The organism is Saccharothrix sp. S26 (assembly GCF_021390395.1).
In the GTDB taxonomy this organism is placed as follows: domain Bacteria; phylum Actinomycetota; class Actinomycetes; order Mycobacteriales; family Pseudonocardiaceae; genus Actinosynnema.
The window spans coordinates 203,457-217,527 of the sequence record NZ_JAJUWT010000008.1; the positions used below are offsets into that span (position 1 = coordinate 203,457).

Sequence of the window (14,071 nt, forward strand, 5' to 3'; positions counted from 1 at the left end):
CGGCGTGAGAGGCGCTGTTCGGCGCTGGAACACCGGGGCAGGCGGTCAGGGGCGGTGCGTGACGCCTTCGACCAGTTCGACGGTGGCACGCGGGTCGTCGACCTGGAGCACCAAGCGGGCGTAGCGCTCGTCGGCCAGTTCGATGACGACGGCTTTGGCGGGGTCGCGCACGTCCCAGAACACGCGGTCGCCGTCGAGGTGGAACGTGCCCGCGGTGATCACACCGGGGAGGTGCGCGCCGGGGGCGCGAATGCCCTTGGGCTCCTTGATGATCCCGGGGTCCGCGGTGGCGCCCCGGACGTTGGCCAGGGGGATGGTCAGGGTGCTCTTGAGCGCCCAGAGCTTGTTCAGCCCTTCGATCGTCACGACCAACTCGTCGCCGTCGATGTGGACCTTCGCCATGTCGTGCTCCTTATCGTGTGGGGGACGAGCCAGGGCTCGCGCCCGCCCGGTCCGCTCCGGCTTTGGCGCGCAGACGCACCCCGAGCAACGCCGCAGTGGCCTGCGGAACAGCCGTGAACGTGCCGACCGCCTCGTCGATGACGTCCAGCGCCCGGTTCACCTCCACCGCGACCTCGTCATCCACGGGCGCGCGTTCGGCCGCCGCCAACAGCAGGAAGTCGAGCCCCGCTCCGGCGTCCGACACCAAGCGCGTGGCCTCCTCGAAGTCACGGACGCGCCTCAGCGACGCGGCGAGCACACCGATCTCGTGCTCCACGTACCAGCGCAGCGCCGCCAGGTAGAGCCCGCGTTTGCTGCCGAACGTCTTGTAGAGGCTGTTGCGGTGCACACCCAGGTGAGTGACCAGGTCGTCAACCGACACCCCGTCGTACACCCGTCCCGCGAACAACCCCGCAGCCGAACGCACCACTTCGGCTTCGTCGAATCCCCTGGGTCGGCCCATGCGCCAACCGTAGACCGTTGAGGAACGATCAGTCAAGAACGATCGTTCCTCAACGGTGGCGGCACCGGGTCAGGCGCGGGCGTAGCGCTTCGCGATGGCGCGCAGCAGTGGCCTGAGCTCGCCGGGCGACTCGACGGTGAAGTCCATGTTCAGCATGCCGATGTAGGCGGCGATCGTGTCCAGCGAGTCGGCGCCGGTGACGAGGACCGAGGTGGTGTCGGTGACCGTCTCGACCACGCCGACGCCCGGGTGGATCCGGTCGAGGACGGCCTGGGCCGGGGCGTCGACCCGCAGGCGTGCGTGCACCTGCCAGCCGCTGAACGCGACCCGGCGCATGGTGAAGCTCGTGTAGTCGTCGTCGGGCAGCGCGGTGGGCGCGAACCGGCGGTGGGTGCGCATGCGCGGCGTGATCCAGTCCGCCCGGTAGACGTCCCACTCGCCGCTGGACGGGTCGCGGGCCACGAGGTACCAGCGCCGCTTCCAGGCGAGCAGGCGGTAGGGCTCGACGAGCAGCGAGGTGTCGCGGTAGTCGAAGCGGAACCACTCGACGTCGTGGATCGCGGTCGCGATGGTGCGCAGCACGGCGGGGTCGACCTCGGGGTCCGGTGCGTCGGTGTCGGTGTTCTCCGGCGCGTGGTCGACGACCGAGGACAGCGCCTCCACCGTCGGCCGCAGGCGTGACGGCAGGACCTGTTCGAGCTTGGCCAGCGCGCGGGCGCTGGAGGTCTCCAGCCCGGCGATGCCGCGGCCGGCGCGCAACCCGATCGCCACGGCCACCGCCTCCTCGTCGTCCAGGAGCAGCGGGGGCAGCTTGCCGCCCGCTCCGAGCCGGTAGCCGCCCGCCGCGCCGCGGGTGGCCTCGACGGGGTAGTCGAGCACGCGGAGGCGTTCCACGTCGTTGCGGATGGTGCGGGTCGTGACGCACAACCGGTCGGCGAGCTCGGCGCCGCTCCACGACGGGCGCGACTGCAACAGCCCGAGGAGCGCGAGGAGCCGTGCCGATGTGTCCGCGGTCACCGCGAGCACCTCCACCTTATAGGAACGGAACCTTCCTATATGCACCCTAACGTCTGTGCCATGACGAACACGGAGATCCGCCCCTTCCGCATCGAGGTCACGCAGGCCGAGCTGGACGACCTGACCGGCCGCCTCGACCGCACCCGCCTGCCGCGGCCGGCGCCGGGCGACACCTGGGAGCACGGCACCCCCAACCACTACCTGCGTGAGGCCGTGGCGGCGTGGCGCGTGTTCGACTGGCGCGCCGCCGAGGAGCGCATCAACGCCCACGCGCACTTCATCACCGAGATCGACCACCAGCCGATCCACTTCATCCACGTCGAGTCGCCGCACGAGGGCGCGACGCCGCTCCTGCTCGCCCACACCTACCCCGGCTCGTCGGTCGACTACCTCGACCTGATCGACAGGCTCACCGACCCCGTCGCCCACGGCGGGCGCGCGGAGGACGCGTTCCACGTCGTCGTGCCGGACGCACCCGGCTTCGGCTTCTCCAACCCGGTCACCGAGTCCGGCTGGACCACCGCCCGCGTGGCTCGTGCCTACGACACCCTGATGCGCAGGCTCGGTTACCAGCGCTACGGCGTGCACGGCTCCGACCACGGCGCGATGGTCGCCCGCGAACTCGGCATCCTCGCCCCGGAGGGCTTCCTGGGGTTGCACGTGCTGCAGCTGTTCTCCTTCCCGTCGGGCGACCCCGCGGAGTTCGAGCGACTCGAACCGCGGGACTACGCCGGTCTGGAGCACATGCGGTGGTTCCAGAAGGTCGGCGGCTACAACACCATGAACGCCAGCAGGCCGCAGACGGTCGCCGCCGGGCTCAGCGACTCGCCGATCGGGATGCTCGCCTACAGCGAGCTGTTCAACTCCTTCGGCAACGGCACGTCCCTGGTGCCGCTGGAGACCATCCTCACCGAGGTGTCCGTCAACTGGTTCGCCAACGCCGCCGCGGGCATGGCCCGCTCCTACTTCGACAACGCGGCCGTCCCCGCCGACGAGCCGTCCCCGCCGACGAGCCGTCCCCGGTGAACGCCGCCCCGACCGGCGTGGCCGTGTTCGCCGACGACTTCCAGACCATCAAGGTGTTCGCGGAACGGGACAACTCCGCCATCGTGCACTGGAGCCGTTTCGAGAAGGGCGGCCACTTCGCCGCGCTGGAGATCCCGGAGCTCCTGGTCGACGACATCCGGACGTTCTTCGCCGCACTGCGGTGACCCGGCCGGGAGGCAGCGTTTGACGCGTCACCGGAATGGGGATCCGTGTGCGCGCGGACCGAGTGCGGGGGGAGGCGCCGGTGGACGAGAGGGTTCGTCGAGCGCGTGACCAGGTGGTCAACATGGTGGCGCTGCGCCCGGTGGCCACCTCGACCGGCCGCGGGCAACCGCCGCGCGAACTCCTCCGGCGCGACCTGGGCCTGTCAGTGGCCTCGGGCGTGCTGGACCTCCTGGCCGCGGCGGCGGTGGTCGCCGCGGGCCCGGACGCGTGGTTCACCAGCGCCGCCGGCATCGGGTTGGGCATGGCCGGCGCGAACGCGATCATCGAGGCATTCCGGGAGTCGCGCCGGCGCACGGGCGAGGTCGCACGCATCCGCGAGCACGGCGCGGACGAGGTCGACACCCTGACGGCCCTGCGCGCCGACGTCCCCACACCCCTGTGGGCCAAGGTGATCCGGGTGTTCTACGAACTGCTCCTGCTCACCTCGGTCACGGTGGTCTTGGTCGGGTCGGAAGGACCGTTCGCCCGGGTGACCGTGGCAGCCGCCCTGACCTGCCACCTCATCGCCGCCGTGCCGGCTTGCCGGTACGCCCGCCGCCGGAACCGGTGGAGGTCGGAGTTCCTGCGCGGGGACGGCGTCACCCTGCCCCCTCTGCCGGAGGGCTGGCGCGTCCTCGTGCCCCGTCGACCGGACGAGCCCGACCGCCACTTGAGCTGATCACCAGGTGATCCGTCAGGGGGCCACGAGCACGTCGACCAGCGCCTGCCCCACCGTGTGCACGGTGGGAGATGCCGACCGGTCGTCCCTGCGGGTGTGCTCGACGCTGGTCAACCGCATCAGCTTCTGGCCCTCGGCGAAGAACGCCGCGCAGTCCCAGACGATGTCGCCGGACAGGTGCTCCTCGACCGTCTCGGTGTAGTCGATCGCGCCCCGTCGCACGCAGTAGCCGTAACGGTCGTCGATCATCGGCCTCGTCGAAGGCAGGGGGTGGTCACGGTAGACCTGCCGGTTCAGCCACGTCGGGTCTTCCTGGTTCGGGTGGCACTTGCTGACCGCGCGGGCCTGCTTGACCGCGTCCCGGGCGGTGATCCCGTCGTAGACCGCGCTGTAGAGGCTGTACGGGACCGTCGTCCCGTCCGGGCCGGTCCACTGCCACCGCTGGGTCCGGCCCGCCGTTGCCGGGGTCGCCGCCGCCACCTCCGGCACGGCCGCCGGATCCGGGCACGACACCAGCGGCTGCACCCCGACCTCCGGCCCGCCCGTCGGCACCAGACCCGCCGCCGCCGTGACCTGATCCGGCAGCACCAGCTTCTCCACCGTCGCCGCCGCGACCGCCGCCTTGTCCTCCACCGGTGCCGGCGCCGGACCTGCCTGCGCCGAACATCCCGCCACCAGCACGACGGCACACGCCACCGTCATCACGCCACGCACGACAACCCCCCACTGCCACAACGAATCCGATCCCGGACTGTACGCAGCCGGCACTCCGGCACCGCGCCGCCCCCCGGAGATCCCCGCACGAACTCTTTGCCGCACCGGAAAACGAGAAGGCGAGTCCACCGACATCGGTGACCGCCCACCCGAAGGCGGGGATGTCGATCTACCTGGCTGGTAGGGTCGTACGCGTGGATCTGGACGGCATGGCTGCCCGGCTCGGGGTGCCCGTCGAGGACGTCGAGCGTGTGCACCGGCTCGCGGGCGACCTGCCGTCGGCTCCGCTACCCGCCAAGGCCCACGCGCCCGTGCTCCTCGCACGGCTCGCCGTGCGGCCCGACGACGCCGCCGAGATCATGGCCGGCTGGCCCGATCCCGGATCCGCGTCGTGGACCCCGGAACTGCGTTGGCTGCTGGACCGCTCCATCGCCTTGGTCCGCGCTGACCTCGGGGGCCACGGCTGGCTGGCACCCGGTCCGGAGCTGCCGCGCGACCGGGGGTTGGCCTGGCGGCACCTGTACGTGTACGCCTACCTGGCCCTGGTCGAGGTCGTCCTGGGGTATCACCGGGAGCACGGCATCGCCGAGGCGGTGTCGTACGCGACCCTGGCGGACCTGGGTCGCAACCTCGCGGTCGACCGGAGGATGCGCGGCGAGGGCTGGCCGGTCATGCAGAGCTGGCTCACCCTGCACGCGCGCGGCGGCGTCTACGAACTGGGCCGGTTGCAGTACCAGCGCGGCGACACCACCCTCGGCCTGCACGTCCCCGAATCGGGGCCGCTGACCCCGCGGGCGGTCGAGGCGTCACTGGACGAGGCTCGCGCGTTCTTCCCGCGCCACTTCCCCGACGAGCGCTACACGACGTTCTCCTGCGGCTCGTGGCTGCTGGACCCCCAACTGCTGGACTACCTGCCCGAGGACTCCAACATCGTCCGGTTCCAGCAGAGGTTCGAGCTGGAACCCTACGAGCAGCCCGAAGGGATCGACGCCGACGTCGAGGTGCTGCGGTTCGTGTTCCGCACCCTGACCACACCGCTGGACCAACTGCCGCGCCGCACCGCGCTGCAGCGCGCGGCCGTCGACCACCTGAAGGCCGGCCGCCACTGGCAGTGGCGCCGCGGCCACTTCCCGATCCAGCCGGTGCGACACTGACCGTTCGCGCTGTGAGACCAGGGGGTCACACCGGTTGCGGCCTTCACGGCAGCCGGGGCGGCTGGTCTTCGGCCGGCAGCCCCAGCCACGCACAACGGCGAGCTGACTGCGCTGGGGACGACCGCTCCGCGCCGACGCTCCACCAGGCCGTCGACGCGGTCATCCGGCAAATTCGCTACCCGGTGGCCGGAGCGGCGTGATACACCACCGAGGTGCAAGACATCTTGACGTTCCCCGAGGTCCTGCGGCTGATCGAAGACCGCTCAGCCGCGTTCCGCGCCGCGATCGCGTCCGCCCCCGACCTCGACGTCCAGGTCCCGACCTGCCCGGACTGGACGCTGCGCGAACTGGCGCAGCACCTCGGCGACGGCCGCCGCCGCCAGGCCGCCATCGTCGCGGCGGGCCCGGGTGCCGAGCCCCCGGCGAAGACGGACCCGAAGGGCGCCCCGACCGCGCCCCGCGACCGCGAAGCCCTCGACGCCTGGCTCGCCGAGTCGACCCGACTCATGCTCGACGCGTTGCGCGAAGCCGGCCCGGACCGCGGCTGCTGGACCTGGTGGGGCCGCTCGCAGGCCCCGCAGACCAGCGGAGCCGTGGCCCGGCACCAGGTCCAGGAGATCGCCGTCCACACCTACGACGCCCAGCTCACCCGCGGTTCCGCACAGCCGTTGCCGACGGACGTCGCGGTCGAGGGCGTCGACGAGTTCCTGACGACCGTCTCGGCGACCACCGTCCCCTGGCCGTTCAAGCCGGCGACCATCGACCTGCACGCGACCGAGGGCCGATCCTGGCGCCTGACCCTCGACGCCGACGGCGTCCGTTGCGACGACCTCGCCGCCGACGCGCACCCGGGCGACATGGCGATGCGGGGCGCGGCGAGCGACCTGGTCCTCTACTTCTACGACCGCATCCCGCTCGACAGCCTGGAGATCACCGGCGACACCGAGCCGATGGAGCAGCTCGCAGACTGGGACCCGAACGCGTAACACGCACCTGAGCGCATCCATCGGTCGTGCCCGCGCTGATCATGAGGGCAGCACGCCCACAACCAGGCCGACTTCCCCGGCGGGGCTCCGCCGCGCGGCCGGCAAGTCCCTCGACCGCGTCAGGCGGGCGTGCGGCCGGCGTCGGCCGGCCCATCCTCGACACAGCCGCGGCTGACGCGCGTGCGCTCGGTCGTCGAACCAGCCGTCGCCGTGACTCCCTCGTCCAGCACCGCCGCTGCGGCCAGTGCCCGGACGGCCGAGAAGCACGAGCCACCCGCTGACGCGAACGGAGATCAGGTAGCGCAGTCGTAACGCCACACCTCACGATCACGCCCCCTATCGGCCGAGGGTGCGGGATCGCTGCGGCTCAGCCTCTCAGTGCAGAGTTCTGGTACGCCACGGGGCAGTGGTGTGCGGTGCCGGACAAAGGTAGGGCCCGCCGGTGGATGACCGGCGGGCCCGAGTGGTTCGGTGGTGCGGCGTCAGCTGTGGGCGCGGTGGCTCCGCTTGGTGACGACGTGGTAGATGCCGAGCACGATCAGCGAGCCGAGGATGGCCAGCAGCCAGGTGCTCAGGTCGAAGAAGCTGCCGATGTCGGAGCCGAAGACGGCGCGGCCGATGAAGCCGCCGATGATGGCGCCGACGATGCCGAGCAGCATGGTGATGATGATGCCGCCCGGGTCCTTGCCGGGCATGATGGCCTTCGCGATGGCGCCGGCGATGAGACCCAGAACGATCCAACCCAGGATGCCCACGGTGCTTCCTTGTCCTCGTGCCACGCCGTCTTCCTGACGCGGCGTGATCGTTACAGGCACCGGGATGCCCAACTCTCACCCGTTTCACACCTCGGGTGAGCTTTTTGTGGAGGAGGCGACGTGCGTGGACGAGGTTCTTCGCAGGAGTAGGGCTCCGGCCGGGGCAGTCCCGGCCGGAGCCCGATCTCAGGACCTCCGGTGCGCGGTGAGCAGGAGTCGTCCGCTCCCGATCCCGTAGGGCTCGCCGCCCGGGCCGCTGAACAGCTCGACGTCGGTGAACCCGTTGCCGTGCAGCAGGTCGACGATCTGCGCCACCGTGTAGACGTGGTGGATCGCGGTCACGTCGAGTTCTTCTTCACCGCGGGTGAACCGGTAGTGGCTGAACACCCGGCTTCCGGCGACGTCGTACTCGCTGGTCGCGGTCACGGTGATGTCGCCGGTCCGCATGGTTCGCGGTTCGGCCCGGTAGGCGGGCAGGATCGACTCGGCCGCCGAGGCGAAGTCGACGACCAGGCCACCGCCGGGCCGAACCGCACCGCCCAGCGCAGCGGCGAACCCCCGCAGGCCGTCGAGTTCGAGGTAGCCGAAGCTGTTGCCGAGGCACAGCACGGCGTCGAACCCGTCGTCCTGCGGGATTTCCCGCATGTCGGCGCGGACGAACTCGACGTCGAGCCCGGCGGCGGCGCGCCTGGCGTGCCCGATCGCCTCGGCGGACAGGTCGACACCGGTCACGCGGTGCCCGCGCCGGGCGAGTTCCACGCTGTGCCGCCCGCTGCCGCACGGCACGTCCAGGACTCGTGAGCGCGGTGCGAGACCGAGGCGTTCCTCGATGAAGTCGATCTCTTCGGCGGTGACGTCCGCGGGCACGGCACGCCGCCAGAACTCGTTGGGCAGTTCGGTGAAGAAGTCCACGTACCAGGTGGACGAAGGTATTCCGGACATGGGGAAGCTCCTCGCGGTGCATCGGCTGGTGAGGGCGATGTCACCGGGCGGCACCAGGCCGTCACACGGCCTTGGTGCGGTGGCCCGGTGTGAGGCTCCGGGCAGCCATGGCTTCCTCCACGGTCAGCGGTTCACCCGAGGTTAGCAGCGCCGGCCGGATCGGTGAACGGCATTTCGCGCGGCCGGCCGGGGCGGGTTCGTCGGTCAGGTCGTCCAGTCGGTCGCGCACGACCCGCACCCGCCCGGTCGATGGCGGCGAGGAGTCGCGCACTCGATCTCGTCAGCCTTCGCGGGTGGTCATCGCGGCGGTGCGCGCTGCTTGGTCGGTGACGCACAAGGGTGCTGTGGTCGAAGCCGATGACGCAAAAGTGGCGAGTGCGTACCGTAGTCGGAGAGGCTCTCGGTCCGGGCTGTTGATGCCGTCCGTGCGCTTATGGATGATCGATTGGCTGTCTCGCGGAGTCTGTATTTGACACTCGGTCCGCACCGGTGAGACTCACCACCGTATTGGTGAATCGATATTCGCTCATGCGGGTGTTCGTGTTCGCCGATTGTGCGACGGCCCGTGTGGCTGGTCACTGCTAGCGTCTTGACGCGATGTCATTCCCCGCGATTCGGAGGCGCTCGTGTGATGACCGTCGGGAATGTCAGCCGGGGCGCGGTGATTCTTCGGTTCGTACGGGTTCTGGTGGTCCTCGGCGGACGGTCGTTGTCGTTGGCCTGGTTGGAAATGACCGGTCGGCTGCGTGGGCGCCGGGCCGGGCTCGTGCTGGAGTCGTGGCTGGCGGGCACGGTGGTCGAGCTCGGTGCCGCGTTCGTGAAGGCGGCGCAGCTGCTGAGCACGCGGGCGGATCTGTTGCCGCCGAAGGTCTGCCGTGCGCTGGCCCGGCTTCACGACCAGGTGAGTCCTGAGCACGCGTCGTCGTCGGCGGCACTGCGGGGGTTGGGCGGTTCGCCGGCGACGCTCGTCGGGTCGGGCAGCATCGCCTGCGTCTACCGCGTTCGGACGGCCGATGGTCGGGACGTCGCCGTCAAACTGCGGCGACCGGAGGTGGAGCGGTCGTTGCCGCTGGACCTGGCCCTGCTCGAGGGCGTCGCCGGTGTGCTGGCCCGGTTGCCCGTCCTGCGCGGTGCGCCGGTCGTCGAGATCGCCCGGCAGCTCACCGGGGGCATTCGGGCGCAGCTCGACCTCACCCGCGAGGCCGAGCTGCTCGACGGCTTCCGGAGGGCATTGGCGGACGTCCCCGGGGTGACCGTGCCGGCGGTCGACCGCGAGTCGTCCACCGACGGCATGCTGGTGATGGAGTTCGTGGGTGACCTGGTCCGCCTGCGGCCCGAGGACCTCTCGGTGGCGGACCGGCGGCGTGCGGTGGTGACCGCGCTGCGCGTGGTGTACCGGATGTTGTTCCTCGACGGCGTGGTCCACTGTGACCTGCACCCCGGGAACCTGTACTTCCGGGAAGACGGCTCGATCGTGGTCCTGGACGCCGGGTTCACCGTTCGGTTGTCCGATTCGGCTCGGGAGAAGTTCGCGGCGTTCTTCTACTGCCTGGCCCGCGGCGACGGACCGGCGTGCGCGGACGTCGTGGCCTCGACGGCCACGACGGTGCCGGGCGCGGACCTGGACGGTTTCCGCGCCGAGCTGGTGGCCTTGGTGGAGGCGAACGCCGGCCTGCGCGCGGAGGAGTTCGACCTCATCTCCTTCGCCACGACGCTGTTCGACGTGCAGCGGCGGCATGGCCTCTACGCCGACCCGCAGTTCGTGTTCCCGATCCTGTCGTTGTTGGTCCTGGAGGGCACCGTGCGCGAGTTCCACCCGGAGGTCGACTTCCAGCGGGAGGCGAAGCCCCTGCTGGTCGCGGCGTTGTTCGAGCGTGCGTTGGTGCGTGGCGGAGCATCGCGGTGAGGCTGTTGTCCGTGGACCCCGGTCAGGTCGACTTCGGTCGGCGCCGGTTCAGGCTGCGCGCCGGCCCGGCCCGGGGTGTGCTCGAATCAGCGGCCCGAGCCTTCCTGTCCGGGTTGAACGCCGTGCTGGACGGGTGCACGGTCGACCGGCTGGCGGGGCGCATCGGCGAGGTGGACCCGGAACTCCGGGGCTTCGCCTGCGAGGGAGCCGGAATGGGCTGCGCCCTGCTGGACCTCGTCACGTTCGGTCGCGGTCGGCGAGTGGCGGAGCTGCTCACCGGACCGGGCAGCGCCCACCCGCACCTGGTGCACGTGGGGATCGGGTGGGCCTATGCGCTGCTGCGGCTGCGGCCCGTGGTCGGCCTGCCGACGGTGGACCCGCTGCTGCGGTGGCTGTCCTGGGACGGGTTCGGTTTCCACCAGGGGTTCTTCCACGCCGACCGCGCGATCGGCCGAGCACGGGTGGGGCTCGGGCTGCCGCCGGGGGTGCGTGCCGTGCGCGACCAGGGCCTCGGCCGGGCGCTCTGGTTCCACGAGTGCGCCGACCCGGAGGGCGTGGCCCTGCGGATCGCGGAGTTCCCGCCGGACCGGCGGGCGGATCTGTGGAGCGGCGTCGGGCTCGCGGCCACCTATGCCGGCGGTGCCGACGCCGGCGAGATGAGCCGGCTGGTGGAGCTGGCCGGCCGGCACCGGAGGTGGCTCGCCCAGGGCTGCGCGTTCGCGTGCAAGGCGAGGCACGTGGGTGCGGTGGTGCCCGCGCACACCGACAAGGCCGCGGAGTTGCTGGCGGGGGTCAGCGTCGCCGAGGCCGCCGGGTGGACCGACCGCGCGCTGGCGGCGCTGGGCGAACGGCCGGTCACGCTCGTCCAGTACGGGCGGTGGCGTGCCGAGACCGGTCGACAGTGGGAGGAGCGATGAGGACTTTCCTGCGCCGGCACGCCGTCCGGGTGGTGGCGCTGCTCGGCTGTGCCGTGGTGTTCGCCGCGACTGTCGGCCCTCAGCCGTCGGCGGCGGATCGTGATGCGCTCGCCGAGCGGTTCTCGTTCACCGAGCACCCGGTCGGCCCTGCCGATCAACCCGGTGCGCGACACCTGCGTCCCGTCGCGCCCGCTTACGAGCGCATCAGGTCCTGGATCTCCTCGGTCGGTGCGGGAGTCGGGCTGCTCGCCGCGGACGGCGGCACCGTCTCGCACGACTTGTGCCTGGTCGACCCGCGGACGGACACGGTGAGCGTGGCCCCGGTACCCACGACCGGCGCGCGCTACCAGCCGTTCGCGCTCGTCCCCAGCGGGGTCGAGCTGCCCCCGCACGCGGCGCCGATGGGTTGCCTGCCGGTCGACCTCGACGAGGACGGCTGGCAGGACGTGGTCGTGTACTACTGGGGCCGCTCGCCCGTGCTGTTCCGGCGCACCCCCGGCGTGGCGCCGTCGGCGGCCGCGTTCTCCGCACGTGACCTGGTCAGCCCGTGGCAGGTGTGGAACACCAACGCCGCGACCACGGGCGACTTCGACGGCGACGGCCACCTCGACCTGGTGTTCGGCAACTACTTCCCGGACGGCGTCCGGGTGCTCGACCCGACCGGCGGTTCCCCCGAGCCGGTCATGAACGATTCGCTCTCGTACGCGGCCAACGGGGGCACGCTGCGCTTGTTCCGGTCCGCGGGCGACGGGCGCGTCACCGAGGCTCGCGACGCTTTCGCGCCCGCGGACCGGACCGGGTGGACGCTCGCGCTCGGCGCGCAGGACCTCGACGGGGACGGGTTGCCGGAGCTGTACGTGGCCAACGACTTCGGCCCGGACCGGTTGCTGGTCAACAGGTCCGCTCCGGAGCAGGTCGCGTTCACGCCGGCCGGCGGCGTTCGGCACGTGACCACACCGAAGTCGAAGGTGTTGGGCAACGACTCGTTCAAGGGCATGGGGGTGGCGTTCACCGACCTGCTGGGCACGGGTGCGCCCGCCATCCTGGTCAGCAACATCACCGAGCCGTTTGCCCTCCAGGAGAGCAACTTCGCCTTCGTCCCGACGGTGGGCAGGGCGGCCGTGGCCGACCGGTTGCACCGCGGGGTGGCGCCCTACGACGACGTCAGCGAGGACCTCGGCTTGTCCCGGTCGGGCTGGTCGTGGGACGTCAAGGCCGCGGACTTCGACAACACCGGAGCGGACGAGGTCATGCACGCGACCGGGTTCGTGGCCGGTACGGAGAACCGCTGGGCACAGCTGCAGGAACTGGCCATGGCCAACGACCTCGTGGTCGGCCACCCCGAGCTGTGGCCGACCTTCACCGAGGGCGTCGACCTGTCCGGGCACGATCGCAACACGTTCTTCGTCCGCGGCCAGGACGGCCGGTTCGTGGACGTGGCCGACCGGGTCGGCGTGGACAGCTCCGCGGTCAGCCGGGCGTTCGCCGTCGGGGACGTCGACTCGGACGGCCGCCTGGACTTCGTGGTCGCTAACCAGTGGGCACGGTCGGCCCTGTACCGCAACACGTCCTCCGCGGGGAACTTCGTCGGACTGCGGCTGCGACTCCCGACCGGTGAGGGCCGGTGCGTCGCGGGCACGGGCGGACCGACCACGCCGGCGATCGGCGCGGAAGCCGAGGTGTCGACCCCGGACGGCGGCACCAGGGTGGCGCAGCTCTACCCGGCCAACGGCCACAACGGGGTGAACGCCGCGGACCTGCACTTCGGCCTCGGCGCGAGCCGGACCACCGCGGTGCCGGTCGAGCTGACGTGGCGGGACGGGTGCGGGCGCCGGCACACCGGTTCGGTCTCCCTGGCTCCCGGTTGGCACGTGCTCCGACTGGAGCCCGACGGCAGTGTGCGGGAGGACAAGTGACCAAGACCGCTCTTGATCGCCGATCCGCGGCCCTGCGCCGGTTCGGGCTGTCCATCACCGCGTTGACGGTGCTCGGGCACACCCTGCTCGGCTTCGAGCAGGCGTACCTGACCCCGGTGGTCGCGGTCGCCGCGGCGCTCGCCGCGGAGTTCGTGCTGGACTCCGTGGAAGCGGTGGCGGAGCGGCGGCGCCCGCGCTGGCTCGGTCGGCCGGGCGCGGTCGTGGACTTCCTGCTGCCGTCCTACATCACGGGTGTGGCGTGCGCGATGTTGTTGTACGCCAACGATCAGCTGCTGCCCACGGTGCTCGCCGCGGTGGTCGCAGTGGCGAGCAAGTACGTGATCCGGGTGCCGGTGCAAGGACGCCTTCGGCACGTGCTCAACCCGAGCAACTTCGGCATCGTCGTGGTGCTGCTGGCCTTCCCCTGGGTCGGCATCGCGCCACCGTACGAGTTCACCGAGTGGGTCACCGGGTGGTGGGACGCGGTCGTCCCGGCGCTGCTGCTGGTGGCCGGGACCGTGGTGAACGCGCGGCTGACCGGGAAGGTCCCGCTGATCCTCGGCTGGGGGGGAGGGTTCATCGCCCAGGCGGTGCTGCGCTGGGGTGTCACCGACATCTCCCTGGTCAGCGCGTTGCTGCCGTTGAGCGGAACGGCGTTCATCCTGTTCACCAACTACATGATCACCGATCCCGGCACGACGCCCGTCCGGCCGCGCAACCAAATGCTGTTCGGACTGGCGACGGCTGCGGTGTACGGCGTGCTCGTGCAGTTCCACGTCGTGTTCGGTTTGTTCTTCGCGCTGGTGATCGTGTGCGTGCTGCGCGCGGTCGTGCTCGTGGCCGCCGCGGCCCGGCCGGCACGGATGACTCCGGTGGTGCCGCGACAGCGGGTCACCGTCGAGCGTCCGGCCGCGCTGCACGACTCGTGAC

16 protein-coding genes are annotated in these 14,071 nt (G+C 71.3%); 9 read left to right on the top strand and 7 right to left on the bottom strand.

Going from position 1 to position 14,071, the window contains the following annotated elements; all coding sequences use genetic code 11:
* Nucleotides 1-45: 45 nt before the first annotated feature.
* From LZG04_RS15110 to LZG04_RS15120, 3 genes are all read right to left on the bottom strand, one after another.
* On the bottom strand, nucleotides 46-402 hold the full coding sequence (locus LZG04_RS15110; protein WP_233817330.1) for a hypothetical protein: 357 nt from the start codon (nucleotides 400-402) through the stop codon (nucleotides 46-48).
* A gap of 10 nt (nucleotides 403-412) precedes the next feature.
* Nucleotides 413-904 carry a TetR/AcrR family transcriptional regulator gene (locus LZG04_RS15115; RefSeq protein WP_233817332.1) on the bottom strand — a complete coding sequence of 164 codons (492 nt, stop codon included), beginning with the start codon at nucleotides 902-904 and terminating at the stop codon, nucleotides 413-415.
* Between the two features lie 69 nt (nucleotides 905-973).
* Entirely contained in the window at nucleotides 974-1,921 is a 948-nt protein-coding gene (locus LZG04_RS15120) for a YafY family protein (protein WP_233817334.1), read from the bottom strand.
* Between the two features lie 60 nt (nucleotides 1,922-1,981).
* On the opposite strand from LZG04_RS15120, the gene LZG04_RS15125 reads away from it, so the two are divergent.
* The 3 genes from LZG04_RS15125 (at nucleotide 1,982) to LZG04_RS15135 (ending at nucleotide 3,851) form a co-directional block, all read left to right on the top strand.
* Nucleotides 1,982-2,947 carry an epoxide hydrolase family protein gene (locus LZG04_RS15125; RefSeq protein WP_233817336.1) on the top strand — a complete coding sequence of 322 codons (966 nt, stop codon included), beginning with the start codon at nucleotides 1,982-1,984 and terminating at the stop codon, nucleotides 2,945-2,947.
* Nucleotides 2,944-3,132 (top strand): hypothetical protein, encoded by a 189-nt coding sequence (locus LZG04_RS15130; protein WP_233817338.1) that lies wholly within the window; start codon nucleotides 2,944-2,946, stop codon nucleotides 3,130-3,132. The genes LZG04_RS15125 and LZG04_RS15130 overlap by 4 nt, the downstream gene beginning before the upstream one ends.
* A gap of 80 nt (nucleotides 3,133-3,212) precedes the next feature.
* Nucleotides 3,213-3,851 carry a hypothetical protein gene (locus tag LZG04_RS15135; protein WP_233817340.1) on the top strand — a complete coding sequence of 213 codons (639 nt, stop codon included), beginning with the start codon at nucleotides 3,213-3,215 and terminating at the stop codon, nucleotides 3,849-3,851.
* A 15-nt stretch (nucleotides 3,852-3,866) separates the two neighbouring features.
* On the opposite strand, the gene LZG04_RS15140 is transcribed toward LZG04_RS15135, so the two are convergent.
* Nucleotides 3,867-4,553: a hypothetical protein gene (locus tag LZG04_RS15140; RefSeq protein WP_233817342.1), complete on the bottom strand. Its 687-nt coding sequence runs from the start codon at nucleotides 4,551-4,553 to the stop codon at nucleotides 3,867-3,869.
* A 206-nt stretch (nucleotides 4,554-4,759) separates the two neighbouring features.
* On the opposite strand from LZG04_RS15140, the gene LZG04_RS15145 reads away from it, so the two are divergent.
* Both LZG04_RS15145 and LZG04_RS15150 read left to right on the top strand, forming a co-directional pair.
* Nucleotides 4,760-5,719, top strand: a complete 960-nt coding sequence (locus LZG04_RS15145) for an acyltransferase domain-containing protein (RefSeq protein WP_233817344.1) — start codon at nucleotides 4,760-4,762, stop codon at nucleotides 5,717-5,719.
* A 212-nt stretch (nucleotides 5,720-5,931) separates the two neighbouring features.
* Nucleotides 5,932-6,705: a maleylpyruvate isomerase family mycothiol-dependent enzyme gene (locus LZG04_RS15150; RefSeq protein ID WP_233817346.1), complete on the top strand. Its 774-nt coding sequence runs from the start codon at nucleotides 5,932-5,934 to the stop codon at nucleotides 6,703-6,705.
* 482 nt (nucleotides 6,706-7,187) lie between these two features.
* Here LZG04_RS15150 and LZG04_RS15155 read toward each other — a convergent pair whose 3' ends face one another.
* From LZG04_RS15155 to LZG04_RS15165, 3 genes are all read right to left on the bottom strand, one after another.
* Entirely contained in the window at nucleotides 7,188-7,460 is a 273-nt protein-coding gene (locus tag LZG04_RS15155; protein WP_233817348.1) for a GlsB/YeaQ/YmgE family stress response membrane protein, read from the bottom strand.
* A gap of 186 nt (nucleotides 7,461-7,646) precedes the next feature.
* Nucleotides 7,647-8,402, bottom strand: a complete 756-nt coding sequence (locus LZG04_RS15160; RefSeq protein ID WP_233817350.1) for a bifunctional 2-polyprenyl-6-hydroxyphenol methylase/3-demethylubiquinol 3-O-methyltransferase UbiG — start codon at nucleotides 8,400-8,402, stop codon at nucleotides 7,647-7,649.
* 61 nt (nucleotides 8,403-8,463) lie between these two features.
* Nucleotides 8,464-8,631 carry a hypothetical protein gene (locus tag LZG04_RS15165; RefSeq protein ID WP_233817352.1) on the bottom strand — a complete coding sequence of 56 codons (168 nt, stop codon included), beginning with the start codon at nucleotides 8,629-8,631 and terminating at the stop codon, nucleotides 8,464-8,466.
* Nucleotides 8,632-9,117: 486 nt separating this feature from the next.
* On the opposite strand from LZG04_RS15165, the gene LZG04_RS15170 reads away from it, so the two are divergent.
* The 4 genes from LZG04_RS15170 to LZG04_RS15185 are packed head-to-tail and all read left to right on the top strand — an operon-like array spanning nucleotide 9,118 to nucleotide 14,070.
* Nucleotides 9,118-10,308 (top strand): AarF/ABC1/UbiB kinase family protein, encoded by a 1,191-nt coding sequence (locus LZG04_RS15170; RefSeq protein ID WP_233817354.1) that lies wholly within the window; start codon nucleotides 9,118-9,120, stop codon nucleotides 10,306-10,308.
* A complete protein-coding gene (locus LZG04_RS15175; protein WP_233817356.1) occupies nucleotides 10,305-11,225 on the top strand; it encodes a DUF1702 family protein in 921 nt (306 codons plus the stop codon). The genes LZG04_RS15170 and LZG04_RS15175 overlap by 4 nt, the downstream gene beginning before the upstream one ends.
* Nucleotides 11,222-13,141 carry a CRTAC1 family protein gene (locus LZG04_RS15180; protein ID WP_233817358.1) on the top strand — a complete coding sequence of 640 codons (1,920 nt, stop codon included), beginning with the start codon at nucleotides 11,222-11,224 and terminating at the stop codon, nucleotides 13,139-13,141. Before LZG04_RS15175 ends, LZG04_RS15180 begins: the two co-directional genes overlap by 4 nt.
* Nucleotides 13,138-14,070 (top strand): enediyne biosynthesis protein UnbU, encoded by a 933-nt coding sequence (locus LZG04_RS15185; RefSeq protein WP_233817360.1) that lies wholly within the window; start codon nucleotides 13,138-13,140, stop codon nucleotides 14,068-14,070. The genes LZG04_RS15180 and LZG04_RS15185 overlap by 4 nt, the downstream gene beginning before the upstream one ends.
* The last annotated feature ends 1 nt before the right edge of the window (nucleotide 14,071 follow it).